27 protein-coding genes and 1 tRNA gene are annotated in these 26,229 nt (G+C 67.5%); 16 read left to right on the top strand and 12 right to left on the bottom strand.

The window, feature by feature from the left end:
- Position 1 precedes the first annotated feature (1 nt).
- From ACOZ38_RS29665 to ACOZ38_RS29655, 3 genes are all read right to left on the bottom strand, one after another.
- Positions 2-703: a hypothetical protein gene (locus ACOZ38_RS29665; protein WP_424534444.1), complete on the bottom strand. Its 702-nt coding sequence runs from the start codon at positions 701-703 to the stop codon at positions 2-4.
- Positions 704-709: 6 nt separating this feature from the next.
- On the bottom strand, positions 710-1,558 hold the full coding sequence (locus ACOZ38_RS29660) for a hypothetical protein (protein WP_424534443.1): 849 nt from the start codon (positions 1,556-1,558) through the stop codon (positions 710-712).
- A gap of 339 nt (positions 1,559-1,897) precedes the next feature.
- Entirely contained in the window at positions 1,898-2,359 is a 462-nt protein-coding gene (locus tag ACOZ38_RS29655; RefSeq protein WP_424534442.1) for a hypothetical protein, read from the bottom strand.
- A gap of 235 nt (positions 2,360-2,594) precedes the next feature.
- Between ACOZ38_RS29655 and ACOZ38_RS29650 the strand changes: the two genes are divergently transcribed.
- The 3 genes from ACOZ38_RS29650 (at position 2,595) to ACOZ38_RS29640 (ending at position 4,094) form a co-directional block, all read left to right on the top strand.
- Positions 2,595-2,671 (top strand) — tRNA-Pro (locus ACOZ38_RS29650).
- A 799-nt stretch (positions 2,672-3,470) separates the two neighbouring features.
- Positions 3,471-3,884 (top strand): hypothetical protein, encoded by a 414-nt coding sequence (locus tag ACOZ38_RS29645; RefSeq protein WP_424534441.1) that lies wholly within the window; start codon positions 3,471-3,473, stop codon positions 3,882-3,884.
- 9 nt (positions 3,885-3,893) lie between these two features.
- Positions 3,894-4,094 carry a hypothetical protein gene (locus ACOZ38_RS29640; RefSeq protein ID WP_424534440.1) on the top strand — a complete coding sequence of 67 codons (201 nt, stop codon included), beginning with the start codon at positions 3,894-3,896 and terminating at the stop codon, positions 4,092-4,094.
- A gap of 377 nt (positions 4,095-4,471) precedes the next feature.
- On the opposite strand, the gene ACOZ38_RS29635 is transcribed toward ACOZ38_RS29640, so the two are convergent.
- The 3 genes from ACOZ38_RS29635 to ACOZ38_RS29625 form a co-directional block, all read right to left on the bottom strand.
- Positions 4,472-5,617, bottom strand: a complete 1,146-nt coding sequence (locus ACOZ38_RS29635; RefSeq protein WP_424534439.1) for a tyrosine-type recombinase/integrase — start codon at positions 5,615-5,617, stop codon at positions 4,472-4,474.
- Positions 5,614-5,820 carry a helix-turn-helix domain-containing protein gene (locus tag ACOZ38_RS29630; RefSeq protein ID WP_424534438.1) on the bottom strand — a complete coding sequence of 69 codons (207 nt, stop codon included), beginning with the start codon at positions 5,818-5,820 and terminating at the stop codon, positions 5,614-5,616. The genes ACOZ38_RS29635 and ACOZ38_RS29630 overlap by 4 nt, the downstream gene beginning before the upstream one ends.
- A gap of 263 nt (positions 5,821-6,083) precedes the next feature.
- Positions 6,084-6,242 carry a hypothetical protein gene (locus ACOZ38_RS29625; RefSeq protein WP_424534437.1) on the bottom strand — a complete coding sequence of 53 codons (159 nt, stop codon included), beginning with the start codon at positions 6,240-6,242 and terminating at the stop codon, positions 6,084-6,086.
- 298 nt (positions 6,243-6,540) lie between these two features.
- On the opposite strand from ACOZ38_RS29625, the gene ACOZ38_RS29620 reads away from it, so the two are divergent.
- Entirely contained in the window at positions 6,541-6,723 is a 183-nt protein-coding gene (locus ACOZ38_RS29620; protein ID WP_424534436.1) for an IS110 family transposase, read from the top strand.
- Positions 6,724-6,789: 66 nt separating this feature from the next.
- On the top strand, positions 6,790-6,930 hold the full coding sequence (locus tag ACOZ38_RS29615) for a hypothetical protein (protein WP_424534435.1): 141 nt from the start codon (positions 6,790-6,792) through the stop codon (positions 6,928-6,930).
- Positions 6,931-7,329: 399 nt separating this feature from the next.
- Here ACOZ38_RS29615 and ACOZ38_RS29610 read toward each other — a convergent pair whose 3' ends face one another.
- The 5 genes from ACOZ38_RS29610 to ACOZ38_RS29590 form a co-directional block, all read right to left on the bottom strand.
- Complete coding sequence (locus ACOZ38_RS29610; protein WP_424534434.1) at positions 7,330-7,764, bottom strand: helix-turn-helix domain-containing protein; 435 nt, start codon at positions 7,762-7,764, stop codon at positions 7,330-7,332.
- A gap of 106 nt (positions 7,765-7,870) precedes the next feature.
- Positions 7,871-8,899, bottom strand: a complete 1,029-nt coding sequence (locus ACOZ38_RS29605; RefSeq protein WP_424534433.1) for a C40 family peptidase — start codon at positions 8,897-8,899, stop codon at positions 7,871-7,873.
- 220 nt (positions 8,900-9,119) lie between these two features.
- The gene (locus ACOZ38_RS29600; RefSeq protein WP_424534432.1) at positions 9,120-9,653 is read right to left on the bottom strand and encodes a DUF6545 domain-containing protein; all 534 of its coding nucleotides are present in this window, start codon (positions 9,651-9,653) and stop codon (positions 9,120-9,122) included.
- Positions 9,650-10,174, bottom strand: coding sequence for a hypothetical protein (locus ACOZ38_RS29595; RefSeq protein WP_424534431.1), 525 nt, complete (start codon positions 10,172-10,174; stop codon positions 9,650-9,652). The genes ACOZ38_RS29600 and ACOZ38_RS29595 overlap by 4 nt, the downstream gene beginning before the upstream one ends.
- 221 nt (positions 10,175-10,395) lie before the next feature.
- The gene (locus tag ACOZ38_RS29590) at positions 10,396-10,827 is read right to left on the bottom strand and encodes a helix-turn-helix domain-containing protein (RefSeq protein ID WP_424534430.1); all 432 of its coding nucleotides are present in this window, start codon (positions 10,825-10,827) and stop codon (positions 10,396-10,398) included.
- 258 nt (positions 10,828-11,085) lie between these two features.
- On the opposite strand from ACOZ38_RS29590, the gene ACOZ38_RS29585 reads away from it, so the two are divergent.
- From ACOZ38_RS29585 to ACOZ38_RS29535, 11 genes are all read left to right on the top strand, one after another.
- Positions 11,086-11,409 carry a hypothetical protein gene (locus ACOZ38_RS29585; protein ID WP_392837879.1) on the top strand — a complete coding sequence of 108 codons (324 nt, stop codon included), beginning with the start codon at positions 11,086-11,088 and terminating at the stop codon, positions 11,407-11,409.
- 20 nt (positions 11,410-11,429) lie between these two features.
- A complete protein-coding gene (locus tag ACOZ38_RS29580; protein WP_424534429.1) occupies positions 11,430-12,179 on the top strand; it encodes a hypothetical protein in 750 nt (249 codons plus the stop codon).
- 51 nt (positions 12,180-12,230) lie between these two features.
- Complete coding sequence (locus ACOZ38_RS29575) at positions 12,231-13,745, top strand: hypothetical protein (protein ID WP_424534428.1); 1,515 nt, start codon at positions 12,231-12,233, stop codon at positions 13,743-13,745.
- The gene (locus ACOZ38_RS29570) at positions 13,742-15,298 is read left to right on the top strand and encodes an SCO6880 family protein (protein ID WP_424534427.1); all 1,557 of its coding nucleotides are present in this window, start codon (positions 13,742-13,744) and stop codon (positions 15,296-15,298) included. The genes ACOZ38_RS29575 and ACOZ38_RS29570 overlap by 4 nt, the downstream gene beginning before the upstream one ends.
- Positions 15,299-15,300: 2 nt before the next feature.
- A complete protein-coding gene (locus ACOZ38_RS29565) occupies positions 15,301-16,806 on the top strand; it encodes a VirB4 family type IV secretion system protein (protein ID WP_424534426.1) in 1,506 nt (501 codons plus the stop codon).
- Between the two features lies 1 nt (position 16,807).
- On the top strand, positions 16,808-18,676 hold the full coding sequence (locus ACOZ38_RS29560) for a type IV secretory system conjugative DNA transfer family protein (RefSeq protein WP_424534425.1): 1,869 nt from the start codon (positions 16,808-16,810) through the stop codon (positions 18,674-18,676).
- Positions 18,673-19,491 carry a hypothetical protein gene (locus tag ACOZ38_RS29555; protein WP_424534424.1) on the top strand — a complete coding sequence of 273 codons (819 nt, stop codon included), beginning with the start codon at positions 18,673-18,675 and terminating at the stop codon, positions 19,489-19,491. The genes ACOZ38_RS29560 and ACOZ38_RS29555 overlap by 4 nt, the downstream gene beginning before the upstream one ends.
- Positions 19,492-19,722: 231 nt before the next feature.
- Positions 19,723-20,739, top strand: a complete 1,017-nt coding sequence (locus tag ACOZ38_RS29550; protein WP_424534423.1) for a DnaB-like helicase N-terminal domain-containing protein — start codon at positions 19,723-19,725, stop codon at positions 20,737-20,739.
- 16 nt (positions 20,740-20,755) lie between these two features.
- Positions 20,756-21,082 (top strand): hypothetical protein, encoded by a 327-nt coding sequence (locus ACOZ38_RS29545; RefSeq protein WP_424534422.1) that lies wholly within the window; start codon positions 20,756-20,758, stop codon positions 21,080-21,082.
- Between the two features lie 54 nt (positions 21,083-21,136).
- Entirely contained in the window at positions 21,137-22,837 is a 1,701-nt protein-coding gene (locus tag ACOZ38_RS29540; RefSeq protein WP_424534421.1) for an RNA polymerase sigma factor, read from the top strand.
- Between the two features lie 18 nt (positions 22,838-22,855).
- Positions 22,856-24,469, top strand: a complete 1,614-nt coding sequence (locus tag ACOZ38_RS29535; RefSeq protein ID WP_424534420.1) for a hypothetical protein — start codon at positions 22,856-22,858, stop codon at positions 24,467-24,469.
- Between the two features lie 761 nt (positions 24,470-25,230).
- On the opposite strand, the gene ACOZ38_RS29530 is transcribed toward ACOZ38_RS29535, so the two are convergent.
- A complete protein-coding gene (locus ACOZ38_RS29530) occupies positions 25,231-26,151 on the bottom strand; it encodes a hypothetical protein (protein WP_424534419.1) in 921 nt (306 codons plus the stop codon).
- Positions 26,152-26,229: the final 78 nt, after the last annotated feature.

Genomic DNA, 26,229 nt, shown 5'->3' with positions numbered 1-26,229 from the left:
GTTACCTCGCTTCTCGTGAAGCCGGGGAGCTTCCGTGCCCGGCGGTGGAGTAGGACGGTCCGACGAGCTCTTCGAGCAGGGACCGGTAGTCGCGCAGTGCCAGCCGGAGCTGCTCGGTGTCACCCTGGTCGCTGTTCTTCCAGCGGTCGACGAGCCCCTGCCTGCGCGAGGTGAGGGCCGTGACGGCCTCCTCGACGAGCTGGTCGGCCCGCTCGACGGCGTCCCTGGGGTCGTCGACGAAGCCGGCCTGGACCTCGCGCCAGCGCTGCTGGAAGTCGATGGATCCAGTACCCGCGCCCGCCGTGCCGTGCACGTCGTTGTCGTTGACGCCTTCGCTCGCCGGGAGGACGGGCTCCGGCTCCAGGTCGGGTACGCCGGCCGTCAGGCTGTCGTCTTCGTCGGACCGGGTCGGGTGGTCGGCCTCATCCGGATACACGATCAGATCGGCCTGCTCGTCCTGCTTCACCCGCGAGGCGTCGCTCTCATCCTCGCCGAGCCCCGGAAGATCGTTCCGATCGGGGAGGTCGTTCGGTCCGGTGAGGCCATTCCGGTCACGGAGGTCATTCCGGTCGTCGAGGTCGTTCGGATCGTCGAGGTCGTTCGGGGCCGTACGGTCGTCCGCCGTGCCGGCCGGGTCCAGAACCTGGCCGGTCTCCGGGTCGCGGAGCGGTTCGTCCGTGGTGTCTCGGCGATAGGATTCCATCGCTGGTCAGCCTCCCTGGGTGTTGCGGTGAGCGGTACGGTCCTCGGCCAGTCGCCCGTCGTCCACGGAGCCCCGCTGATCGGGACTCACGGCCGCCCTGCGATCGGAGGCCACGACCTCACGGTCGTCCACGGCTCCCGTGTGGCCGGCGTCCGGAGTTCCCCGGTCGGGGGCGACCGCCGCCCGCTGGTCCGGGTCCAGAGCCGCACGGCGGTCAGGGTCCACAGTCGCGGTGTGGCCGGAGTCCAGAGCCTCGCGGCCGTCGCGGTCCACGATCCCGTTGTGGCCGGGGTCCACGGTCTCCCGCTCGGCGTGATTCGAGGCGACGGTGTCCTCCAGAAGCTCCTCGAACAGGGCGCGGTAGTGCACCATGGCCTGCCGCAGCTCCTCGGTCGACGCCTCCTGCCTGGCCGCGCGGCTGCTGATCTCGTGGGCCTCGCGGTAGTGGCCGAGGGTCGAGCCGTGGGCCACCGACAGGTCGGACACCTGCTGCTCGAATCCCTCGGTGGGGTAGCCGCGGTCGGCCATGACGGCGGTCACTAGGTGGTCCGCCTCGGTGACGGCGAAGCCGGGAGCGTCGACGAACCGCTCCTGCACCTCGGTCCACTTCTTCGAATAGGTCGATCGGGTCTCGGGGGCAAGCGGCCTGATGTTCAGCTTCGCGTGACGCTGCTCCCTTTCGAGCAGTTCCTGCTCCGCCTCGCGGCGGTTGTCGCGTTCGCTCAGCGTCCGCTCGTACTCGGGGCCGAAGCGCTCTTGGAGCCGGCGCCTGCGCTGTTGCTGCGTCACGAGGTAGCCGACGGCCAAGATCGCCACCACCGCGGCTACAACGACGGCCACCCAGGTGATGGTCATGTCTGCCTCCGGTTATGTGTGCCTTTGTAACCCCCCGACTGCCCGAGATGGAGACCGCAAAACAGAGTCAACGCATGCGTTTGGTCAAGCAACAACCCCCCGAACCCACCACGGCCACCCACCATGGCCACCCGCCCGGCACTCCTCCGAACCCACCACCCCCCGAACCCGCCACCCCACCACCCGCCGAACCCGCCACGGCCACCCGCCCGGCACCCCCGAACCCACCACCCCGCCGTCCACCCGGCACCCCCCGAGGGCGAGTCCACGCTGTGCTCGCTCACGGCCCTGCCGAAAGGGTCCGACACCTCGTCCGTCACGACCCCGGACGGTACGCTGCTACCCCTCGTCCCCTTCCGCTCCTTCCCCAGGGACATCTCGTCGCTGGGAGAGCCTCTCCAGCGCCTCGTCCAGGACGGACCGGATGTGGGAGTCGCCGGCCGCGGGCACCTCGTAGAAGCCCTCGTCCTGGCCGTAGGCGATGTCCAGGTCACCGTCGACCAGCCGCTGCGCCCAGCGCAGAGCCGTGTTGATCTTTGTCTGCGGCACGTCACCGCCCTGGGCGATCGCGGAGAGGTTCCGGAGGTTGGTCGCGGGCCCGGTCTGGTTGTGGACGCGGTTCAGCTTCCACGGGATGGCCTTGCCGTGGTCGAGCATCGGCTTGGCCAGGCCCGCGTTCCGTTTGGCCTGCAGGACCCCCGACTCGGTCACCCCGAAGTGCTCGGCCAGCTCCGCGTTGGACCGTCCCGCGGTGACGAGCCGCCGCAGCTCTTCCCGGTCGATATGAGCCTTCCGCCCCATGAGCCCATCCCACTCTCGATCGCCCCACCAGTGACACAGCCCTATGTTCCCGGCCGCCTGATCATCCGTCATCCCATGGCGTAGTCCCGTGAGATCGCATGGCGTACCCCTGAGGCACCCATTCCCCGGCCCGGTCGGCACTCTCGTACGGCGAACCAGCCACCACGGCCGGGGGAGGCGTACGCACGACCCCTCGATCTGCGCTAAGGTTGTTCTCGCTCGCCTAGGTGAGCAACGGGACGTAGCGCAGCTTGGTAGCGCACTTGACTGGGGGTCAAGGGGTCGCAGGTTCAAATCCTGTCGTCCCGACCAGGTAGTGCCTGGTCGGCAAGGGTGTCACGAGGTCACGTGACACCCTTCCTCGTTTCTGGGTGACTAAATGGGTGACTATGAGCTGAAGCGTGATCGAGTGGATGAAGCACACTGGTTCCGGCAAGGCGGGGCAGGCGTTCCGGATCATTGCGCGGGCCGGAGCATCGCCGCTGTCGAAGACCACGCTGGTGAAGTCCAGGTCGTGACCCCGCCAGGACACCGCGGCGTTCTCGCGCAGGTAGGCGGAGGATCAGGCGGATGATGGTGTGCCGGACCTCACGCATCTGGCGAAGGCGAGCCGGTCTGCCTCGAGGGCGTCGTCGGGGGGCTTCGGGAAAGGCATCTAACGTGCAATCTCGGTTCACACCGGTTCCGCGGCGGCTGCGGATTGCAAACCGGCCAGCAGATCGGGCAACTGGCTGGTCGCTGCAGCCATTGCCAGCATGTCCTGGTACGCGCGCCAGTGTGTGATCTGGCCGTGCGGACCTTGAGTACGCCGATGAAGGGAGCTGAGGCGCGCTGCCCGGTGGCCGGATCGGTTCCGGACAGCTCGTATTCGGTGATGATCACGTCGCGGTCGGTGGTCTCGTGGACCACGACCTTCCCCGCCTCCAGGCGTACCGGCAGGGCGGCCCGGCCGGCGCGGGCGAAGGCGAGGAATGCTCGCGCCCGACAAAGCGACGCGGCCTGCCGAGCAGGGCGCTTCCGCCTCGACCGAGGAGGTCGCCGCTCAGGCGGGCGTTGTGATTAGCACGGTCTTGCGGCACTTTCCCACCAAAACGACCTGTTCTGCAGCCTCATGCGACGGCTCACCAAAAAGGTGGACGTCCTCTCTGACCACGGGGACCCCGAAACGGCGCTGTTCACGTTCTTCACCCGGATGGTCGAGGAGGCCGTGGAGAAGAAGACGGTCGCCGACTTACTGTCAGGTGTCGGGATCGACATGCGGGTCGCCAACCCCGTTCAGACCTTCCAGGAAGCGATCGGGGCGCTGCCGGCTCGCGCCCAGCATGCCGGCACTGTCCGCCAGGAGATCCGCCTGGACGAGGTGATCGCCCTGCTTACCGCCACCTGCCAGGCGGCGCTGCACGCTGGCTGGGACCCCGCCGCACCCTGGCGATCGTCTTCGAAGGGCTGCGCCCTGGCATGCACGCTCTTCAGGGCGACGCCGAGCACTTCAGAGCGGAGTGCCGGACGCATCATGGCGGCGTAACGTGACGGCATGGTGGAAGAAGCGCATCGCGCTTTCCTGGATTTGGGCAGGGTCGTCGGTGCCGAGTACGTGGTGGCCTGCCGCGATTGCCGCTGGACGCAGGTCGTGGATGAGGACTTACATGAGGACGCCACTGATCGGCTACTGCATGTCGCGCATCCCGAGTGGGGGTTCGATCACCTGACTGATCGTGATACCACGAGTGCCTAGCCATCGTGCAGGCGGCCGCGGCCGCCTCGCCTTTAGACGACGCGGTGGCCACCACCGCCAAACGCCTCGGGATCAGTCATCGGATGGCGAGAACGGACGTTGTGACGGTCGCCCTGTCGCTATACCGCAAGGGCCTGCTATGGCCCGCAGGCGTCAGCACGGTCGCCGACTGATCGGCACCTGATACCCCCGATCGACGCCCTGCTCGCCCTGCTGGTTGTCCATGCTGTTGCCGGCGTCGTCAGGTATCGCCTCGCGCACCCGATGCCACGATCTATCGCGTGTCATGCCTGGGCCGCCGTTCAGAGGCATCGCCTGATACAGGAGAAGGAGAACGTATGTCGCACGTCCTCCTTCTCCTTGTGACTACCGACTGGCTATGTAGTGAAGATCCGGTCCATCACTTGGGCGCCGCCCAGCAGGATAGGTCGAATCTGCTTGCGATAGACGGTTTCCGTGACGGCCGTTCCGCTGTGGCCGACCAGTCGTGCGATGTCTTCCAGCGGCACTCCGCCGTCCGAGAGTAGCGAGACGAAGCTGTGTCGCATCTCGCGTGGAGTCCATTCCCTTGCCGGGAGACCCGCCTCGGTGAGAATCCGCCGGAAGCCACGCCGTACGTTGTGCGCGTCCGGCTCCGACCCGATCTTTGAGGCGAATACGAGATCGTTCTCCTGCCAGCGGTCGCCGGCCTTAAGGCGTTCCTGCGCCTGCCGCACGCGGTGCTGGCGGAGCGCCTGAACGCACCGTCGGGGGAGCGCCAGAGTGCGGCGTGACTTTCTCGTCTTGGTGTCCCCATCGGCCCGTACGGATCGCCACACGGCGACCGAGGGAGGCAGGCCGGCATCTGGCTTGCCGTCGAGATCCACCTGGGCCCAGCGCAGAGCCCGTAGTTCTTCTGTTCGTGCGCCAATGAGGAGCGAAAGCACCACATAGGCGTGTAGCCGAGAGCCCTCCGAAGCAGTCAGTACGGCCTCGGCCTGTTCCAACGTGAAGGACTTGGACGGCCGCCCCACCCTGCCTTCCGGGATCTCGCACAGCCCGACGACGTTGCGCTTCACTTTGTCACGCGCCTGAGCGAACTTCACCGCGCGGTTGAGGCAGGAGTAGAGCAGGCGCAGGGTGCGCGTGCTGAGCGTTCCAGCTTTTGCGTCAAGCCATCTGTCCACGTCCTCCGCGCTCAGCTCACGAAGCTTGCGCGATCCCAGAGCCGGGACGACATGCTTGTCGCACACCGTCCGGTAGTTGCTCACTGTAGCGCCGTCCCGGCCCCGCAATCCGTAGGCCAGCCACTCCCGCACGGCGTCGGCCACCGTGTAGTTGGCCGGGCCAGAGGAGAGGCCGTCGTCCATGTCGCGAATGATCTCTTTGAGCTTGTTCTTCGCTTCGGTCTTGGTCTTGCCTCTGGCCTTCTTGACGATGCGCTTTCCGGCAGGGGTGTAGCCCACGGTCACTGAGGCGGTCCAGCGTTGGCGTTCTTCGTCCCAGTGCAGGCCGCCGTCTCCCCGGCTGCGGCGTGTGGTCATGATGGTCTCGCTTCCTGTTCCAATAGCGCGATGTAGTCGGAGATGGCCGAGTCCGGGATCAGCCGGGTACGCCCCTGTGTGACCGAGCGGAGGCGTCCGGTCCTGATCTGCTCGTAGATCACGGTGCGGCTCATGCTGAGCAGACGCATGGCGTCGGTGACGCGGTAAAGCCGCAGCGTGTGGAGTGCCGGGGTTGGGGTCATACGGTGGTTCGTTGGCGGGGGATGGCACGATCGGTCTGGACATGTGGCGGGATGCGCTCGGTCGAGATGGCCTCGTACCGCCCGGGGGAGTACGTGATCAAGGTGCTCACCTTCGAACTAGGAATACACTGTCGTGTAACAGTGTCGAATAAAATATACTCATGTATATATACTGGTCAAGTGGCATGTGTCCTTAAGATGATCAGGGGCGGTTCAGGGTGGAACCAGCTAAGCCGAAGCTGGCGATGCTGTACTCCGGTCCGTTATCTGCGCTCAGTTCCGCCCAGCTTCGGTGCGGAGTGCTGTGAAGGGGTGACGATGTCGACCTTGCGGCCCTGCTGGTCGCGCAGCAGCGTCACCAGGTCCTTCAGATCGGCGTGCCGGGTTGTGAACACCTCGGCTGGTGCGGGCGGCGTGGTCATGGATTGTGGTCCCTTTCTGGTCCGGGGGAGGACGGAGGGCCCGCCCTCCCGGCGGAAGATCTCCATGCGTCGGCCGCCCGCGGTGGGCAACCCGGCGGTCCGGCGTGGACAAGATGTTTTCCGACGAAGGAGGAAAAGATCTGTGTCCCGGCCGGGACGAGCGCAGCGAGAGCCGGGTTGCCTTCCGCCAGGCCGGCGCAACACCACAACCGCCCGGGAGGGCACGGCCCGACGCGCGTGAACGGTTCGGGAGGCAGGCCTGGGGGCTCGGCCAAACTACCCCGCTCGGCCCTGCCTGTTGCATGGCGCGTTCCTGACCAGGGCCTACCTGCTGAGCGGCCTGCGCGTCACCGGCCGAAAGGTGTATACGATCAACCCACTGGCCGTGGCCCGCTACCGCGAACGCCACAGCGTCGTCCGGGCCAAATCCGACCACCTCGATACCATGGCGTTGGCCAACATCCTGCGTGTCGACGCCTGACAGTGAGGATGTAGGGGAGCGCCTCCCGGCGGCGTCTGACCCAACGCCTGACTGCCCGCTGGGTCTTTGACGGGATCTGTCGGCCTTGGCTGGGAGACGCTCACCGCCATCATCATCAGCTTCCCCGGTCTGGCCGAATTGACCGGTGCCCGCGTGCTCACCGAACTCGGCGACGACCGCACCCGCTCGCCGACGCCCGCGCCCTGAAGGCCTACGCCGGATCAGCGCCCATCACCCATCCGGCGAGAGTCTGGTGGTTCACCATCGCAAGGTCCGTGATCCGCGGGACACGTCTTTAGGCGACTGCCTCGGCGGGGTAGTCAGCGAGGTCGGTGTCGCGGAACCGTAGCTGCTTGCCGAGGCGAACGACGCGGAGCCTTCCGGCCTCGACCTGGTCGTATGTGTATACTCCCGCGAAGAAAATATACTCATGTATATGATCTGGCCAAGGGTCACATGTTGCTTCGAGCCGGACGAGGGTGACTAGGTAGCGGGAGTGCGGTAGAACAGGTGATGCAGGAGAGGGCAATGCCAGGCGCTGGCGTCCCGTTGTGCTCTTGGGTGACGAGGTGGCCTGTTGGCTCGCCTTTTGCGGTCAGCCCTACCTCACTTGTCGACTGCGGGGAGTCCTTCGAGGGTGCGTGCGCGGTCGATCATGTCTTGGATCGTCTTCAAGGTTTCGTCGGAGAGGCCGGCCGCTCGTAGTGCGACCTCCTTGACCGCATCGTCCCTGAGGGCCAGGTCGACCTTGGTCGCTGGGGCTGTGCCGCCGTCTTCGGCCTCGTCTTCGAAGAAGTACAGGACGGAGACGCCGAAGAAGGCCGCGAGCGCGGCGAGGTGCCGCTTGGTGGGGTTGTCCTTGATGCCCTTACGCAGTTGCCAGACGTAGGCTTGCGAGATGACCTTCTCGCCGGCCGCGGCGTTGATCGCGTCGGCGACCTCCACGTTGGTGTACGGCTTGCCGCCCTTGGGATGGACGGTCTGGAACAGGTGCTCAAGCCGGTGGGCCAGCGGGCCTGGTTCTGAAGGCGTGGCGCTCATTGGTCCTTCCGACTCCCTCGGGCGGACGATCTGTGACGTGGCCGCCTGCTGGACTGGCCATAGACTCCAGTACTCAACAGCAGGCCTGCGTTTACGAGGGTATATCTTAGCTGGTGATGCGGGCGCCCGCGATGAAGGTCTTGTGCCGGTAGGTTCCTGGTGCCATGGAGTCGAGGCGCAGGTTGGTGCCGGTGAACGGTGCGTTGAAGAAGCGCTGGTCGCCTGCGTAGATCCCGACGTGTGACGGAGCGCTGCTGGTGCCCGAGGACCCTGCCCAGAAGACCAGGTCGCCCGCCTGGAGTTGGTCGTACGGCACGTGCTTCCACCGGCGGTCCTGGAACTGCGTGGCCGCGGTCCGCGGGAGCAGGACTGTGCCGTTGGTCGCCTGGTAGACGGCCCAGACGGTCAGGCCCGAGCAGTCGAAGCCGGGTTTGCCGCTGCCGTTGGAGTTCGTCCCGACCGAGGGGCCGTTCTGGTCGCCGCCACCGTACTGGTAGGCCATCCCGGTCCACTGCTGCGCTTGGGCGAGGATCGCCCCGCCGACGCCGCTGGGCGGGACGACGGTGGAGCAGGCGGCCGCCGCCTCCACGAAGGCTTCGACGATCTTGGTGGCGATGGGCTCCCATTGCGCGTAGGCGTCGGGAGTGGCCGACTTCTGGACGGCCTGTGCGGCTTGGGTCAGGGGGACTGTCTGCCAGTTCGGTACCTTGACCAGCGTCGCGTAGAACCTCTTGGAGGCGTAGACCGGATCGATCAGCTGCTGCGCAGTGCCCCAGCCTTGGGACGGCCGCTGCTGGAAGAGCCCAAGGCTGTCGCGGTCGTTAGGGGTCGTGGAGTTGCGGAGCCGGTCTTCCTGCATCGATGTGGCGATGGCGATGACAGCCGCCCGCGCCGGAAGCTCAAGCTCGATGGAGACCTGATAGATGATCTGAGCGTTCCGGGCCTGGCTGTCGTTGAGGATTTCGCCGCGGCCGGTGTCCAGGCCAGAACCGGTGGCGCTCAAGCACGAGGAGTCCAGACTCGCCGGAGGTGAAGTGGGCGCGGTTCCAGCAACTGAGCCGAGCCCGATACCCACAACCAGCGTGAGCGGCATGGCGACGGCCGCGACTGCGGCGCCGACGAGTTTGCCGCTCACGGGCGGATTGGGTTGCGGGAAACAGGGATGAACGCGGGCATGGGTGTCCCTGATGTCTCCTGGAGGTGCCGGGTCGGCGTGGTTAACAGTCCAGCTTGTTGGCCGAGAGCAAACGAGGTGAGAAGACCGTATTGGGCACCCCAGATTGCCGTCAACTGCAGCAAACGTGATGTGTCCGATCGGGGGTTGTTCTGCTTGCTGTGGTATGGGTCATGCGCGATTATGCCTGCCGTGCCGCTATTTCCTCATTGAGCTTGGATAAGGCGGTCGTGACGATCTTGGAGCGGCGGGCTGCGTCGACGAGGCGGAGCCAGCGGGCCTCGCTGTGCACGTCGCTGCCACCGTGTACCGGCCGGGAAGCCACCGGCACAAAGGACCCGCTGCGGTGTCGGGCCGTCACTGCGGCGGTGAGCCAAGCGGCCTCCAGCGCCGCGTCGAACTGCTCTCCCACCACGCCCTGATTGACCAGTTGGTCATGGAGCCAGCGAAAGTCCTCGTCGGTCACGTAGCCGCGCAGGGCGAGCTGCGCGTCGCGGATCTCGATCGTGCGACGCAGCAGTCTGACACGCAGATCGGCGAACGAGGTCAGGTCGGTGAGTCGGCTGGGTGGAGTGCCGAGGACGACGTGTGGGGCCGCGCCGGTGAGTTGCTCCCACAGCGGGCGGAGTGCGTTGAGGCTGCGATAGTCCCAGCGGGCAGCGAGCGCACCGCTGATCGATGGAAGGTGGCTTCCAGTGATGACGAGGATCTTCATCTCAGCCGCGAGGTTGTCTGCCTGAGGCGCCGCGAAGCCTGGCTGAGCCGGGTCGCCCGCCTTTCAGGGCGTGGCCGTGGCGGGCTTACCCGCTCCAAGATCAGCAACGAGAGGAGCTCGGCCTGGACTTCGTTGTCGGTGCTGTCGATCCGCCGGCTCAGCCAGTGCCGGACTTTGGCGGGATTCACATCAGGCAGCATCCCGGCCAGGTCAAGCAGGTCGCTCACGTCGGACAGGTGGCCGAGCAGCATGTGAGAGATCTCGTGCAGAATGATCGCGTCGCGATGCAGGGGGCTGGTATCCCGCTCGTAGACGATGTGATCGACATGGTCGAGACCGATCCACAGGCCGTAGGGGCAGGACTGCGCGGTGGACGTCATCTGGGTCGGGGTGAGGACCATCGGCTTGCCGCGACGCTCGGACACCGAGTGACAGAACGCGGTGATCTCGAAGGGGTCGGGGATGGTCAGCTCGCGCAGACGTTGCTCGCACAGCGGCCGAAGGCGCTTCAGATCGTCCAACCCGAACTCTCCCCGATCCGTGGGGAGGGTGGCCGTCACACCTGCCCGGCGGCATGATCGCGGGCAATCCACCGTCTCCCGGTAATGGGAGGGTAAAGGACGTCTGAGGTGTTTTTCGGCAGGTCGGGGGGCGGTCTGGCTGGAAACGCCTTAGGGCGCAGGGATGTGGAGAAAGGTAGATCTTTGGGTCTGGGGTGAATGATGGGGCTAGTGGTACGTCTTCACTGCGTGGGGTCGTCGTCCGGCAGGCCCTCGATCTTCCTGGCCTGCTCGACCATGTTCAAGATCGCTGCGAGGGTTTCGGGGGAGAGGCCGGATGCTCGCAGGGCGAGTTGGCGCACGCCGCTGTCGCGGATCGCGTTGACCAACGCCAACTGGCTGTCGGTGCGCTCGGCCACCTGGTCGTCGGTGAAGTAGGTCACCTCGACGCCGAAGAAGCGGGCGATGGCCGCCAGCCGTTCGTGGCTGGGCTTGGTCTTCTCTCCGGTGCGCAGTTGCGACAGATAGGCGGCGGAGATGATCGACTCGCCTGCCTCTTCATTGATTTCTTTGGCGGCCTCGCGGAGCGAGTACGGCCGGCGCCCCTTGGGGTGGACGGTCTTGAACAAATGGTCGAGCCGCTGCGCGAGCACACCCGGTCCGCTGTCGGTCATGTCAGGCGTAGCCCTCCGTCAGCTCACCAGTGCAAGATCGAGTACTGATCCATGATGCAGTGTTTGCTGTGGTGGAGCAAGCGAGGACATGGGTGCGAGCAATCTGTTTGCTGGGGTTGACAGTCATCCGTCAGGCACCTTATAACCGTTCCCAGGTCGTTTAGCTGACAAGCATCGTCAGATCCACTCTCCCCTGTTGATTGAGGCCGCTCGTACACCTGATGGGCGGGTGGGCCACGCACCCCCGAGGAGTCCGATATGTCTCTTTTGTTGTACCTGCATGATGGTGTCCATGCCGCGGTCCAGGTGCTGGCGGGTGACATCGATAACCCGGCGCCGCAGGACCCGACCGCGGGTAGCAAGGGCATCAGCCTGCTGCTGGCGTACGCCAAGTGGGGCGCGTTGATCGCCTGCGCGGTCGCCGCCGTCGTCTCCGGCGGGTTGATGGCCGTCGGCGCTCTGTCCAACCGGCCGGACCATGCTGACAAGGGCAAACGGGCCCTGGTGTGGAGCCTTGGCGGAGTCGTGGTCACGGCGATCGCCATTCCCATGGTCAACACGGTCTTCGGAGCCGCTTCCTAAGGGGGCGGTGCGAACAAGACATGAGCAACACCTTCCTGCAGCGTCGCCGCCCGGTCCTGTTCTACGTGCGCCTGATCGCGCTCGGACTGGTCACGTTCGTGGCCGTCGGCCTGGTCATCCAAACGGCCCTGATGCCCAACGACCCCCCGAACCACCGTGTCCCCGCGCCCGGAGCAGGGCCCGGCTCGGTGACCGGCATCGACCAGAACGGCAAGCTGATCGACTTCGGTGAGCACCCGCCGCCGCTGCGACTTTCGCCGGGAACTCGGATGGTGCATGAGGTCTCGGTCGGTTACCCGCACTCGATGCTCGGTGCGGTCTCCGCCGCAGTGCAGTACTGGGGCCAGACGGCCGCGACGCTCGATCCGGCCCGCGCGGCGCAGATCGCCGACGTCATCGCCGATCCGGCCTGGAAGAGCGCCGTTGCTGAGCTGTCGAAGGGACCGATCAACACCCGCAAGCGCCTGGGTCTGCCCACCAGCGGACCGGCTCCCGTCGGGGCGTCGGTGATGCTCACCCCGGTGGCTTACCAGATTCGGCAGATCCAAGCTGACTCGGTGACCGTCCTGCTGCTCGGCTATCTCCAAACCACGACGCCGGGACAGGAGCCTCAAAACCGCATCGGGGTCTTCCCCTTACAGATGCACTGGGCCGCCGGTGACTGGAAGGTCCCCGCCCCCACCCTTAGCGCGGATTACTCAGGCCTTCAGGCAATGCCGGGGTCGAAGGAGGCGGCTGCCATGGGCTGGCTCCCACTGGCCTCGCAGTAAGTCCCCGTCCCGTATCGAGCGTCCCCCGTTTTGACAGCAGAGGAGGTTCTCATGGCGTGCCGTCTACCTGACGCGGTCGGCTGTGCCGGCGACCTCATCAGTGGGGGTCTCACCAGCGTCACCAACAGTGCCTTCAACGCGGTCGTCCAGAGCTTTGTGTCGGCGGCGAACACCCTGCTGGAAGGCTTCGGGGAAGCGTTCGTCGCCATCCCGCCGGTCGATTTGACCTCTCCAGGGGTCCGCAGCGTCTACTTAATCTCCATCCAGCTCGCCGCAGTGGTCGCTGTTTTGCTCCTGCTGGGCCAGGTCGTCAGAACAGCGATCACGCACGACGGCTCTGCTCTGGTGCAAGGGCTGATCGGTGTCGGCAAGGCCGCGTTGGCGTTTCTGTTGACCGTGGTCATCGCCGGGGCGTCACTCAGAGCCGCTGACGAACTGACCAACATCATCGTCGTGGGAGGCTTCGGCAGCACCAAGGCTCTCAGCGCCAGGATCGCCCGTGTGATTCAGTGGGACCCCACTGCGGCCTCCCAAGGTGCGCTCATTCTGCTTTTGGCCGTGGTCGGGATACTGCTCACGCTGGTGCTCTGGTTCCAGCTACTTCTGCGTAACGCGGCCATCGTCGTCTTGGTGGCGACCTCGCCGATCGCGGCGGCCGGGCAAATTTCGGACGCCACCAAGTCCTGGTGGACCAAGTTCGCGGTGGCCACCGGGCAGCTGATCATCCTCAAGCCGGTGATCGCGCTGGTCTTCGCCCTGGGATTCGGGATGACCGGCAAAAGCGAGGACATCCAGACCCTTCTGGCCGGGATGCTTGTGCTGATCCTGGCCGTTTTCGCCTGGCCTGCCATCGCCCGTTTCTTCTCCTTCACCAGCGTCTCGGTCGGTGGCAGCGCAGGACTTGGAACGCTTGTGGGCTTCGCTGCGGGGAGGGCCGGCGGCGCGGGGTCGGGCGGCGGCGTACCGAGCGGTATCGACCCTGATGAGTTCAGCCAGGCGTCCGAGGCCCGGACCATGGCCTCCTTCGCTCAGTCCGGCGGTGGTGCGTCAGCGGCCGGGGGCGCGGGAGGTTCAGCGGCGGCCGGGGCCGGTCCCGCAGCGGTCGCCGTCGCGGCCCTCCAGGCAGCGCAGAAGGCGATCAACAGTCTCAGCGGCGGCATGGACCAGATGGCGACCCATGGGGGAATGGGCGGGCGACCCGCTGGCTACGCAGCGGGAGTACCGCCCTACGCCGGACACGGTCGTTACCGGCGCCCATACGGCCGACCCTCTGACGCCGGCGACGACAGCCCAACCAGCACGCCCCCCGCTCCCGTGGCCGGCTCGGGCGCGCCGGGGGAGGGGCGTGATCTTGCGGAAGCATCGCCGGTCGAGCCACCCGCACAGCAGTTGCCCGCAGCGGAACCGCCAGCTGAACAGAGCTCACCTGAAGAGGTCCCGCCTGCCTTGCCGGATCAGTCTGCCGTTTCGGCTCAGCCTGCTGTCGGCGAGGTTGCTGCGGCGGCGCCGCGGCCGAAGCCGCGCGCCATCAACGACCGCCTTGAACTTGAGGGGGGTGAGGCGTGATTACCGGTACCGGTAGCGGGACGACTTCCTCGCGGACGTATTTCGGCTGGCAGGAGGAGAAGGTCGCGTTCATTTTCGGGGTCAGCGGTCAGCGGGCCGCGTTGCTCGCCGCTGGTGTGCTTTCCGCCGCGTGGCCGCTGGCTGTCTCCGACGTCAGGAAAGGGTTGGTGTGCTGGCCGGTCGCTGGTCTGCTGGTCGCGTTGGCGTTCGTCCGGATCGCCGGCCGGACGGTGGATGAGTGGATCGTGGCCGCTGTCTCCTACGGGCTGCTGCGGTCGCGAGACCACAACAAGTTCGTCAGCGCGGCGTTCGCCCCGCGGTCTAGGACCCGCCCTGGTGCGCCTGCCCCGATGGATCTGCCCGGGATTTTGGCGCCGCTGACCATCTTGGAGGCCGCGTTCGGTAACGGCGTCACGATCGCGGTGGCGCACAACAGGTACGAGCGGACCTTCACTGCGGTCGCCAGGATCGGTTTCCCGGGGATCGGGCTGGTCGACTCCTCGCGTAGGGATCTACGGGTCGCGGGGTGGGGCGGTTTGCTGTCGGGCCTGTGCACCGAGGGCAGCCCGATCGTCCGGGTGCAGGCGCTTCAGCGGCTGGTGCCCGAATCTGGGGCGGCGTTGCGCCGATGGCACGCCGACCACCTGACCGAGGAGGCGCCGCCTCTTGCGCGGGAGATCACCGCGATGCTTTTGGAGACCTCGACGTTGGCGACCTCGCAGCGTGAGGCGTTCTTGGCGTTCACCATGGACCACAAGAGGGCGGCGTCGCAGATCAGGGCCGCCGGCGGTGGTGCGGTGGGAGCCGCCGCTGTGCTGGTTCGCCAGTTGAAGTCGCTCACCTCGGCTATCAGCGGTGCCGATCTGCAGGTGGAAGGCTGGCTCGATCCGCGGGATCTGGCCGAAGTGCTGCGGACCGCGTTCGACCCGCACTCGGCTCGTGTCCTGGCCGACCAGCGTGCCGGGGCGATGGCCGCTGCCACCGTGGGCGTCCACCACAAGGGGTTGCCGGGGGTGGACCCGGCTCTGGCGGGACCGGCCGCGGGCGAGGCCAAGCCCGGCTCCTACGCCCACGATGGCGCTCACTCGGTCAGCTACGTGGTGCACGACTGGCCGCGAAACCAGGTCTACTCCACCGCGCTGGCGCCTTTGCTGGGGGAGAGCGACCATCGTCGTGCTTTCTCCTTGCATGTGGAGCCCCTCGGCCCGCGCAAGGCGGAACAGGAGGTTATGCGCGAGCGTACCGCCCGCGATGTCGCGATCAAGATGCGGCAGCGCACCGGCCAGATCGTGCCCGAGCACGAGCAGGCCGCCCTTGACCGTGCCCGCGCCCAGGACCGCGAACGCGCAGCCGGTCACGGCCTGGTCCGCTTCTCGGCATACGTCACGGTCACCGTCACCGACGCGGCCGAGCTGGATGACGCCTGCGCGGCACTCGAAGCCGACGCGGCCGCGGCCCGGATCTCCGTCCGCCGTATGTGGATGGCCCAAGACATCGGGTTCGCGCTCGGTGCGCTGCCGCTCGGCATGGGCCTGCCCCGGAAGAGGTACTGAGTATGGGCCTGCGCAAGAAGAACAACACTGCTCTGCCCGCTTTCGACCTTGCCGATGTTCTGGGCACTCCTGCCGCCCCACCGGGAAAGGCTGGCGACAGCCGGGCCGGGAAGGTCGAGCGCCGCAGCCAGGATGCGCTTGCGCCTCGGCGCGGGCACGCCCGCCCGTTCGGTGGGCGTGCCCCCCGTTTCCCGGCGATCCCCGTTTTCCGGGGGAGCACTGGCCAGGTGCAGGGCCTGTACCCGTGGCTGTATGGGGCGAGCATGCCGCCGGTCGGCGTCTACGTCGGCGTCGACTGCCTGTCGGGCGGGGCTTTTGCCTGTCATCCCATCGAATGGCTGCACCGGGGCCTTATCTCCAACCCCAACATGCTGATCACGGGAGTGCCCGGCGCGGGCAAGTCCGCCACGATCAAAGCCCTCATCACCAGGTTGAGCGCGTACGGCGTCAAGACCTTTGTGCTCGGCGACATCAAGAACGAGTACGCGCCCCTGGCGCGGGCGTTCGGCGTCTCGCCGGTCGAACTCGGGCCAGGCCTCGCAACCCGGCTCAACCCGCTGGATGCCGGGCCGCTCGGTGAGCACCTGCCCACCGACACCGAGCAGCTCCGCGAGCGGCTGGAGGAGATCCACCGCCGCCGCATCACCCTGCTGTCCTCACTGCTGGTCATGCGACTGGGCGGCGACCTGACCCCGACCGAGGAGGCGGCGGTCAGCCTGGCGATCAAGCACGCCTCGGGGCAAGCCACCGGGGCGACCACCCTCAAAGACCCGACCATTCCGCAGGTCTGGCAGCTCCTACGCGATCCGCTTGCGGAGATGGCCACCGAACTGCGGGTACGGGGCGAGGATGTTGGGGAGTTGCGGGAGATGATCCGGCGGGTAACCGACGCCCTGGGCAACATGGTCCGCGACTCCCTTTCCGGGCTGTTCGACGGGCCGACCAGCGTGCGGCTCGACTTCAACGCCCCGATCCAGACCGTCGATCTGTCCCGGATCAACGGCCGCGGGGATGAGACTGTGGCCATGACGCTTGCCTGCGTTTCCTCCTGGGGGCAGGCCGCCATCGACGAACCCGGCGGGCCCGTCCGTCTGGTGGTCCGCGACGAGTTGTGGCGGGCCATGCGTGTCCCCGCCATGATCCGCAAAGTCGACTCCGACCTTCGCCTGTCCCGCGCGCAGGGCACTATCCAGGTCCTGGCCACTCACCGGCTCGCGGACTTCGAGGCGGTGGGACCCGAAGGCTCACAAGAGGTCACGATCGCCAAGAACCTGATCGCGAGCTGCGACGTGAGAATCTGCCTGCGACAGGACACCGCCCCGCTGGGGATGACCCGGGATGCGATCGGGCTCACCGACACCGAGTGCGCGCACATCGCGTCCTGGTCGGGCGAGCAGCTCGGCCGGGCGATCTGGAAGATCGGCCGCACCGCCAGCCATGTCGTCCAGGTCGTCCTCACCCCTTCGGAGCGCCGGCTCTACTGGACCAACGAACGCATGGCCGTCTGACATGGCACGAAACGAGACCATCGCCGGCCGCGGAGTGTTCGACGGCCTCACCGACTATCTGCTGTTCGGTGGGCTGGCGTGCATCGCCGCCCTGGTGGGTGGGGTCTGGCTGACCGGGCAGATCGCTGGGCTGGTGTTCGCCTTCTCCTGGCCGGACACCAGCCTCGGCGACTGCCTATCGGTCCTGGCGCGGCTTCCCCACCACCTGCCGGACCCCAAGCAAGCCTGGCCGGCCTCAGCACGTGACTCCCTGCCGGGCTGGCCCGGCTTCCTAGCCTCGGCCCTGATCACCCTCACCGGCATCGTGACCGGCGCCGTCCTGGGTATCCGGCGGATCGGCAGTGGTCGCTCCCGGCGTGGGTTCGCCTCCCGCAGTCAACTTGCCCGGTCGATGTCGGAGAAGGCGGTCATCACCCGGGGACCGGTCGTCCGCCCGAGCGTCGCAGGCACCGACTACACGGTGGACGATGTCGGGGTCCGGATCGGCCGCACCGCCTCCGGCGGGATGCCGCTGGCCCTCAGCTCCGAGTCGTCGGTGTTGTTGATGTCCGCGCCCCGTCAGGGCAAGACCAGCATGGTCATCATCCCGTGGCTGCACCGCTGGCCAGGTCCTGCTCTGGTCACCTCGGTCCGCAAGGACATTGTCGAGGCCACCGCGCTTTTGCGCGCGCAAGGCGACCGTCCCGTACTGGTGATGGCCCCCACTGGGATGATTCATTGGCCCGACCTGGTGCGTTGGTCGCCGAGCTCCGGTTGTGAGAACTTCGACAAGGCCCGCGCTCGCGCCGACGTCATGGTCACGGTCGGTAAGACCGGCATCAACCAGGACTCCGGCAACGCCGCCTACTTCGGCATGACCGCCACGAACCTGCTCGCGGGCTGGCTGCACGCCGCCGCCCTGTCCGGCGGCTCCATGGACGACGTTCTGCGATGGGCGCTCGATGAACGCCTCGACCAGCCCGTGAAGATCCTCCGCGACCACCCCGGCGCCGCGCCGGGTACCGCCGCGATGCTCGATGCCGCCTACCGGTCACCTGAGGGAACCCGCTCCAACCTGTGGACCACCGTGCAGACTGCGGTGGCGCCGCTGCTGGCCCCCACCGCCCGGGCCACCTTCACCCCGGCGGCGGGGGAAGGTATCGACCTGGAAGCCTTCCTCAAGGCCTGCGGCACGATCTACCTGCTGGTCTCGGAAAAGCAGGCGACCGACCTGGCTCCTTTGATCTCGGCGTTCGTCGACGAGCTCACCGAGACCGCCAAGAAGCTCGCCGACGCCTCGCCCGGCGGCCGGCTCGACCCGCCGCTTGGCCTGATCTGCGATGAGGTCGCCAACGTTGTCCCGCTCCCGCACCTTCCCGCGCTGATGTCGTACGCGGGTGGCTCGGGAATGTTCATCGTCGCCGTGCTCCAGAACATGGCCCAAGCCGAGAACCGGTGGGGCCGCGAGGGCGCCGCCATGCTCTGGGGCGCCTCCACCGTCAAGATCGCCCTCGGTGGTCTGTCCGGTGACGAACTGCGGGACCTGTCCGCGCTGGCCGGCGAGTACCGCGAGCTCCTCACCACCCACCAGCGCGGCAGCACCGGGCACACCGTCCAGTCGACGCTGCATGACCGCAAGACCCTTGCGCCCGAGGCGATTCGGACCTTGTCCGAAGAACGGCGCGAGGCGCTGGTCATCCACGCCACCACCCCCGCGGTGCTGGTGCGGATGACCCGGCACTACGAAGGCCCAGACCGCGACGCCTACGCCCGCTCGGTCGCCGCAGCCACCCAGATGATCGCAGAGCCGTTGCCGAGCATCACTACGCCCAACAGCGCCGTCACGGGCGAGCACGGAGCCGACAATGACCAAGGACGGAACCGACGATGACCGAGACGCCTAAGCAGTCCGTCAAGCCCCGCGTGCCCATCCTGCTCAAGTCTTCGCTGAACAAGGGCTACCGCGACCAGCACGTGAGCAAGCGTCGGGACCGCCGCACGGCCAAGCCCAGCCGGCGCCTGATCGAGTGGCACCGGATGGACGCCGACGAACGGCAGGCCAACTGGGCGCAGTTGGGGGCCTGGGTGACCTGGCTGCACGATCGCTACGAACTCGGCGTCGAAGAGCGCTTGCCGCGCTGCTGGGCGCAGCATCCCGGTTTGATCGAAGAGCTGTGGGCGCTCAAAGCCTGGCGCGAAGAGATCTACGACGCCGAGCAGTCGTCGGGGCAGGCCGCGCGTTATTGGCACGCCGAGCTGCGTCAGACCATGCACGCGGCTATCACCTTCTACGCTGCCGGCTGCCGCGCCGGTCACCGTGGGGCCGATGGTCTGGCCGCCGAGGATGGCGCCCTCCAACAGCGCTGGGCGACCGCCGATCCCGCTGCGGGCATTCCCGCAGGCTTGCTCAAGGCCGGCGGGCCTGCAACAGGCCGTCCTGACAGCTACCTGTTCCTGACAGTCGCCACCATGGGCACTCACCGGGAGCAGGAGGCGGCCGTCCCCCTGGGCAAGACCGTCACCGACTTCCTCCACTACGACGGCTCCTGGTGGGTGCCCGGTGAAGGTGGCTGGCTGCGGATCATCGACCCCAAGCTTGACCGTCGCCTCAATGAACGATCCGCCGCCCTGGCGCTCGCCGACCGCAGCGTGGACCGCCGCCGCGCGTTGAAGACCGCCGGCCGGGCGGCGAAAGGAATCGCCTGATGTCACCTTTCACCTCCCAAGCCGCGGCGGTATTTCAGCCACACTCCTGCGCTGAGGTCGCCCGAGCGCTGGTGGTTGATCTCACGCCGGCTGAAGTGCAAGCACGTGGTCGGCCGACCTCGATGCTCGGACCGGCGTCACAAATCCACACCGTGATCAGAACGACCAGCGGCGCCGCGACCTGGAGCCTGCCTTCTAGGAGGTCGCATAACGATAGGAAGCTCCCACGCCATGCCTAATCTCGTCCACCGGACCGAACAAGCGCTCCTTGGAGCGCTCATCTACGATCCGAGCCTCATCAACGACGTGCCCTACCTGCTTCCCCGGCACTTCGCCCACGCTGATCATCAGGCCATCTTCGCGGCGTTCCTCGACGTCCGGGCGAACGAACCCGGCATTTGGGGCGTGACGATGGCCGAGCGGATCACCTTCCAAGCCCACCGGCCCGGTATCGACGAGGTCCGGCTCGCTGAGCTTGCTCTGTCCAGCCCCGATGTCTCCTCCGTCGCCGTCTACGGCCGCATGATCCAAGAAGCCGCGCTGCGTCGGGAACTCCTCGGCCACGCCGACCGCCTGGTCGAAGCCGCCGGAACGGTCCGCGGCCTGGACCCGGAACTGGACCACTTCGCGCTGCTGTCGGACGCCCTGCGCTCCAACGCGGTCCACTTCGAGACCAGCCTCACTGATGAACTGGCGGTGGAGGCCCCGCGCCAGGATCTGCGGACCCTGCGCGAGGAAGCGCTTCTGGCCGATCTGATCCAGCATCCCGAACATCTCCACGAGGTGGCCGCCTGGCTTGATCCTGAGGTGTTCACCAGCCCCGACCGGCGCAGTATCTACGAAGCCATCGTCGCGGTCGACGACTACGGCGAGCCGGTGCAGGAACTTACGCTCTCCTGGGAACTCGCCCGGGCTCGATCCGCCGAGCTGACCCTGACCGGCGAGACCACCGAGAGCCGGTCCGACGCCAGGCCCTCGGCTCCCGGCTACGTTGCTCGCCTGGCGGTCACCGTAGTCGAGGCCGGTGTCGCCATCGAGATCGGACGCGACCTGCTGGCCGACCATGCCCGCGCCGCACTCGCCGCCGGAACCGCCCGGCTCACCGTGAACACCGGAACGATCGCGCACGAGCCCGCCGGGCAGCGGACCCTGCACCACGAACGCGGCCTCACACAAGAACACCCAGCGCCTCTCCTCAAGCAACCCGATCGAACGCTCGGCCTCGACGGTCCCGAGCTGCGCCAGTAGAAGGAGCACCCAAACCATGTCGCTCCCCAAGCGCCCCGCAGAGCAGCCGTCCACCGCCGAACCGGGCACCCAGCCGGTGATCATCAGTCATGCGGAGATGAACCGGGCGTTCGACCAGGGCCTGGTGTCGCCGCTCGGCCAGACCATCGCGTATGTCGTCCGCTACCAGGGCACCTGGTGGATCCATTTCGAGAAGGGGTGGGTCCGCAGCGACAAGAAGCTCGCGGACATGCTCGACGCCGAAGCCGCACGCATTACCGCTCAGGACACCATCGTGGCCCGCAAGGCCGCGATCCGTGCGGCCACCCGGCCCGACCCAGAAGAACGATTGAACCCGACCTGACGGCAAGCTGCGGTGCCTTATGTCGATCCAAATTCAGGAGTGCTGATCTGTGTGTTGAGAGACGATCCCGCCGTACTGGAGCATCTGTACAGCGAGCATGGTGATCATCTCTACGACTATTGTCGTTCCCTGCTGCATGACGACGATGCTCTGTCGGCGACGGTGGGCGCCCTTCACGGGGCCGTAGCCCACACCGACCGGTTGCATGACGCCAGGCGTCTGCGGGCCTGGCTGTACTCCCTGGCCCGTGCCGAATGCCAGGCCAGGCTCGCCGGCGTCACGCACACCGGCTCGCACGCCCATCAGAGAAGCAGCGGGACCCCCGAGCTGGCGAGAGAAGTGCTGGCCTGCCTGGAGCCGCGCGAGCGCGAGATCCTCGATCTGACCCTGCGCCACGGCCTGACGCCCGATGAAGTCGCCCGGGTACTGGACATCCCGGTGGACACGGTGGAGACGGCCACACGCCTGGGCATGCGCGATGCCGAGCGGTGGTTGGCCGCTGTCATGAACACCAGGAGCCCGAGCCCCACGTGCTCGCTACTGGCCGACCTGGTGACGTCGTGGGTGGAGTCGCCGACGCGGCTGCTGCGCGCCCACATCAGCCGGCACGTGCGCTCCTGCGAACGCTGCCACGCTGCGCCGTCGAAGGCATCCATCACCACGCTGCTGTCACGCATGCCCATCCTGCCAAGCCCACCTGAGTTGCAACGGCTGTCCGTCGGCGCGGGCACCTCGGTCACCGCCGCGGAGACCCGACCCGAGAGCTGGCACCCCGACGGGTTCCCCGTGCAGCCCGACGCGCTGGAGGACCCTCCGCTCCGCAAAGCCCCGTTGTCGGTCGAGGAGGGTTTCACTCCCGAGCGGCCCAATGAGGAGCAGCCGCCCGCCGATTTCTGGGAACCCGACCCAGAGGCCGCCGACCCCGAAAGCCGCATCCGGTGGGGCCGCATCGCCCTGGTCACCCTGGTATCGGTCGCTTCGGCAGCCGTGATCTGGACGCTGCTGTTCAATCCCAGCAACAGCAGGAAGACCATCGACGTGGAGGCGGCCGGAGGAAGGATCGCTGTCACGGCCGGCGAACCGCTGCCGCCCCTGGTCGACCCCCCGCCCCCACCATCGGGCACCGGCGGGCCGGCGGACCCCGGTGCACCCAGCGGCACGGCCGCGCCGAAGACCAACGAGCGCGCGGCCAACCGGCCGAACAGCTCCGTGCCGCTGCCGCCGCCGTCCCACCGATCGCACCCCTCAACCAACCCCACCGGCAAACCCAAGCGCAACGCCCCCCCATCGGCCAATAACGGCCCGAACAACCCACCGCCTCCACCCACGACATCTCAGCCCCGATCGTCCCCCCGGCAGACCTCGCACCCGCAGGCCAGCACACCCCCGCCCCCGCCCCCGCCACCACCGCCGCCACCACCTCCTCCGCCGTCGTTCTCGGCGTCCACCACCTCGGTGAACGTGGGCACCGGCCGGCAGGGATCGGTGACCGTGCACAGCCAGACCGGGTCGATCACCTGGCAGGCGAGCGGCATGGAGGTGAGCGCGTCACCTGGCAGCGGAAGCGTCAGCGACGGCCAGAGCTCGACCATCAATTTCTCGCTCCAGCTCGGACCGGGCCACACCGACGACTGCGGCAAGCCCTTGACCACGTATATGTCGATCTCCTGGTCCGGCGACAACCAAGGCACCAAAGGCTCCGGAACCACCGGCGTCACCATCACCTACATGAAGACCTGCCCCAAACCCTTGTAGCGATCAGGAGAGACCGCAATGCCCCGACTTCGCAAACGCGAGTGGATCATCGCTCTCATCGCGGTGCTCTTCACGCTGACCATCGGCATCCCCACGGGCATGGCCCTGGCCGATCCTGGAGCGACCGACCCCGCCTCCAACAGCGAGTGCGACGACATCCTGGGCACCGGCACCCCTGAGTTCATGTACTGCTCCTGGATGGCGAAGACGCCCAAGGACGCCCTCGACACCGTCCGGTTCTGGGCGCGCAACGACGGCGAGAAGCTGAAGGAAGCGGTGCCCTATCCGGGCCCGGTCCTGTTCTGCAAGGACAAGACCAACAAGGGTCCCGGCATGCAGGGCTGCGCCGACACCGACCAGGTGCTGTGCAAGTACGACCAGAGCGTCGGCAAGTACGTCTGCAAGGACACCAGCGGCAACGTCACCAACCCGCCGGACAAGGCCTGCCTCGGCGGCGAGTTCGACTGCTCGGGTGACGGATCGGGGGCGTCGGCGGCTCCGTCGACGAACTCCGGGCGGGCCACCGCCAGCGCGCTGCCGACGCCTGACGGGACCACGCAGAACCAGGCCGACCCCACGACCCAGGCTGATCCGAGTGCCGCCCCGGTCGATGCCAGTCAGGCGCCGCTGGTCGAGAGCTCGACGGTGCCCGACGGCACCGAGCAGCCCGCCCCGAGCGCCAGCGCGAACGCCCCCGAGCCCACCGCCTCGGCGGCCCCCGAGCCGAGCGCGGCGCCCACGGCGTCCAAGCAGCCCCTCGCGGCGCCCGACGACGCCACGGGCAAGGCCGCCGCCACGGCCGTCAAGCTCGGCATGCGGGTCTGGATCGAAAGCGAGCTGGCCCCCGCGTGGACCGCAGGCAAGGACCAGTTCGACGCCGCGGTCGCCTCCATGGCCGCACAGGCCAACAGGCCGGGAGTCGTGGGCGTGAAGTTCGCCCAGGACCTCGGCTACTGGGGCTTCAAGTCCGCCACCGACGTCCGCAAGTTCGTCAAGGACGCCTCCACCGCCCTGCGGGCGGCCATGCCGGCGGGCAAGCAGCTCGCGGTCGACGTGGTGGTGCCCGAGATGGGCTGCGGGGTCTCCGAGCCCTGCCAGGCCGCGCTCCGCACCAAGTACCCGCTGATCAGCCGGGCCAACGTCGAGAAGTACGTCCTCACCGGCGACGTCGACCACGTCAACGTCTCCAGCGGGCTGTTCGCCAGCGAGTACGCCAAGTACAAGATCACCCCGGACAAGGCGCTGCGCAACCAGTGGATCGGCGTGCGGGCCCGCGGCTGGGACACCCGCGTCCACATCGGCGCCAGGGAGGTGGGCCTGGCCCACAGCGGCGCCAACCAGCTCACCGCCGCGCAGGCGGAGGCGGCGGCCAAGCTGCGCGTCGACCTGCCCCTGCAGGCGGGCGTGCAGACGGTCATGCTCTGGACCCACCGGCAGAGCTGGGACGGCGCGACCTGGCGGCTCCTGGACCAGGGACTGGCGACCAACACCATGTGGAAGGCCCTCCAGGCCCGCAAGGGGCTCGGCCGGCTCTCGGTGACCTTCGACGCCAGCGACCCCGAGAAGGGGATCACCCAGGACCTCACCAAACTCGCCGAGGTCTTCGACGAGGTCTACATCCACTCCCAGTGACCCGCGAGCGGGGTGCTCTTCCGTCCCAAGCCGACGTTGTTCCATGCTGGCGACCGGAGATCTCGCGACACCCCTGACAGCACAACAACACCTCAGCGAATGCCCGGTGGACCTCTTCCGCCGGGCATTCGCCCTTGCGTGCCCACTGCGGCGTTCCGAGCCAGGGCGCCGCTCGCGCGGTGCAGCACCTGAGGCTGGCGTGCGCCGTCGGCGTCCGCCGATCCGTCACCGGTCCCCGGCTGGGGCGCCGCAGTACGCCATCCAGCTGGACGATGCTGCCTCAACTGCGCGGACCTGGATGGCTGAGGCGAAACCCTCGGGCACCGGGACCCCCGACAGCGACAGCCAGCCGGCACGCAGACCCGACCGTTGAAGGTCGCTGTGGTCTTGGTGAGCAAAGCTCGTGTCATGTCCAGGTAGTCGGCTATTCGCTCGATTCCCGACCTCGCCCTGGCCGTACCGGAGGCGGACCTGACGCCCCTGTTCTCCATCGTCGGCAACGGTGTGACCGAGCTACCCGGGACCTACACCCCTCCACCAATGCAATGTCAGCGTCCCAGACATGGTCCACGGCAGCGGGATGCGTTGCGTGGGGTGGGTGTGCCCGAGCTGGGAGTACCGGGCGTCGCCCGCGTCCCTCCCCGCAGGGGTCGTGTAGCCCGTTCCCGCGACGGCGGCCGACTACGGGATCGTCGTCGCGGCTCCGGGTTTCGTGGGCTGGGGCATTCCTATCTGACCGGCAGGTTCAACCCGTGATGGCGTCAGATGCCCGCTGGGCGAGGGCGAGGCCGTAGCAGCAGACCGGCAGAATGCGCCGCAGCCACCCGTAGCCACATGGGCGGATGAGTGGGGAACAAGGCGATGAACACGTAATGCGCCACCCGGCGCCGCACCGGGACGCCGGCGAGCTGAAGCCTGGTTGCTTTCAGGGAGGCGACGCAGGAAGCCACGCCTGTGGTGCGTACGGCCGCGGTGTCGGCTATCAGCTCGTTCAGCCACGCAACCGCGCCTGCGGCGGCCCAGACCGTGGGGACCGCGACCAGCAGGGGGACAGGAAGACACGCTCCGACGATCCACCCGGCCATGCTCATGGTGACCTGCATGACGGCATAGGGGCCCATGACCCCTGTCGAGTGCCGTACCTCGTGATACAAAATCGATTCCAGTACCTCAGGTCGCAGGTGGGCGGCACGGCGGCCGATCACCAGGACGCGACGCCGCCCGACCCACAGCACCCCGACGCTGAGGCACTCGGGGTGCCTGCACGCGCCGTCTTGGATGCCCCCCGGACAGGAACGCAGGTACGGGTGGATGCCAGTTATGCGCCTGTATCGTGCGAGCGTGGCGCTGGTGACAGCGGCGATGACCGCGTTAGTGGCGTCAGGCACCTGAAGGTGCGCGGTCTGCCAGTAGGTGTCCGCCGTGTCCCAATCAACCTGCCCGAGCTGGCCGCGGGTCCGCATACGTGCCGCCCACCACACGACGAATAGGCCGCTCGCGACCGGCAGAGCCAGGTCACCGAGGACCTCCCATAAGGCCAGCCCTACCCCGAGGAAGACGACCGGGACGGTCAGGCGAGCACCGAGGAATGCCCACCATGGCAAGGCATTGCCCGATACCCGGGTGGTGAATACCGCGAGAGCTTCTTCGAATTTCTGCGGCTGGGATGCGCTGGAGGACACGGGGGGATTTGTCCCTTCTGGAGGATTCAAAATGACGCGGTGGCCCCGAGAGAGGTCGGCTCTCGGGGCCACCGCAGG

It is taken from the genome of Sphaerisporangium viridialbum (genome assembly GCF_049674955.1).
GTDB classification, from domain to species: domain Bacteria; phylum Actinomycetota; class Actinomycetes; order Streptosporangiales; family Streptosporangiaceae; genus Sphaerisporangium; species Sphaerisporangium viridialbum.
Note: the sequence above shows the minus strand (reverse complement) of the source record. Positions and strands in the feature narration are given on the sequence as shown.

What these genes read in the sequence shown, in the direction of transcription:
- ACOZ38_RS29655 (WP_424534442.1), bottom strand. Translation starts at nt 2,359, where the DNA reads ATGGGGCGGAAGGCTCATATCGACCGGGAAGAGCTGCGGCGGCTCGTC.
- ACOZ38_RS29575 (WP_424534428.1), top strand. Translation starts at nt 12,231, where the DNA reads ATGGCGTGCCGTCTACCTGACGCGGTCGGCTGTGCCGGCGACCTCATC.
- ACOZ38_RS29600 (WP_424534432.1), bottom strand. Translation starts at nt 9,653, where the DNA reads ATGAAGATCCTCGTCATCACTGGAAGCCACCTTCCATCGATCAGCGGT.
- ACOZ38_RS29545 (WP_424534422.1), top strand. Translation starts at nt 20,756, where the DNA reads ATGTCGCTCCCCAAGCGCCCCGCAGAGCAGCCGTCCACCGCCGAACCG.
- ACOZ38_RS29630 (WP_424534438.1), bottom strand. Translation starts at nt 5,820, where the DNA reads ATGACCCCAACCCCGGCACTCCACACGCTGCGGCTTTACCGCGTCACC.
- ACOZ38_RS29610 (WP_424534434.1), bottom strand. Translation starts at nt 7,764, where the DNA reads ATGAGCGCCACGCCTTCAGAACCAGGCCCGCTGGCCCACCGGCTTGAG.
- ACOZ38_RS29580 (WP_424534429.1), top strand. Translation starts at nt 11,430, where the DNA reads ATGAGCAACACCTTCCTGCAGCGTCGCCGCCCGGTCCTGTTCTACGTG.
- ACOZ38_RS29590 (WP_424534430.1), bottom strand. Translation starts at nt 10,827, where the DNA reads ATGACCGACAGCGGACCGGGTGTGCTCGCGCAGCGGCTCGACCATTTG.
- ACOZ38_RS29635 (WP_424534439.1), bottom strand. Translation starts at nt 5,617, where the DNA reads ATGACCACACGCCGCAGCCGGGGAGACGGCGGCCTGCACTGGGACGAA.
- ACOZ38_RS29555 (WP_424534424.1), top strand. Translation starts at nt 18,673, where the DNA reads ATGACCGAGACGCCTAAGCAGTCCGTCAAGCCCCGCGTGCCCATCCTG.
- ACOZ38_RS29665 (WP_424534444.1), bottom strand. Translation starts at nt 703, where the DNA reads ATGGAATCCTATCGCCGAGACACCACGGACGAACCGCTCCGCGACCCG.
- ACOZ38_RS29535 (WP_424534420.1), top strand. Translation starts at nt 22,856, where the DNA reads ATGCCCCGACTTCGCAAACGCGAGTGGATCATCGCTCTCATCGCGGTG.
- ACOZ38_RS29550 (WP_424534423.1), top strand. Translation starts at nt 19,723, where the DNA reads ATGCCTAATCTCGTCCACCGGACCGAACAAGCGCTCCTTGGAGCGCTC.
- ACOZ38_RS29565 (WP_424534426.1), top strand. Translation starts at nt 15,301, where the DNA reads ATGGGCCTGCGCAAGAAGAACAACACTGCTCTGCCCGCTTTCGACCTT.
- ACOZ38_RS29625 (WP_424534437.1), bottom strand. Translation starts at nt 6,242, where the DNA reads ATGACCACGCCGCCCGCACCAGCCGAGGTGTTCACAACCCGGCACGCC.
- ACOZ38_RS29645 (WP_424534441.1), top strand. Translation starts at nt 3,471, where the DNA reads ATGCGACGGCTCACCAAAAAGGTGGACGTCCTCTCTGACCACGGGGAC.
- ACOZ38_RS29560 (WP_424534425.1), top strand. Translation starts at nt 16,808, where the DNA reads ATGGCACGAAACGAGACCATCGCCGGCCGCGGAGTGTTCGACGGCCTC.
- ACOZ38_RS29660 (WP_424534443.1), bottom strand. Translation starts at nt 1,558, where the DNA reads ATGACCATCACCTGGGTGGCCGTCGTTGTAGCCGCGGTGGTGGCGATC.
- ACOZ38_RS29585 (WP_392837879.1), top strand. Translation starts at nt 11,086, where the DNA reads ATGTCTCTTTTGTTGTACCTGCATGATGGTGTCCATGCCGCGGTCCAG.
- ACOZ38_RS29640 (WP_424534440.1), top strand. Translation starts at nt 3,894, where the DNA reads ATGGTGGAAGAAGCGCATCGCGCTTTCCTGGATTTGGGCAGGGTCGTC.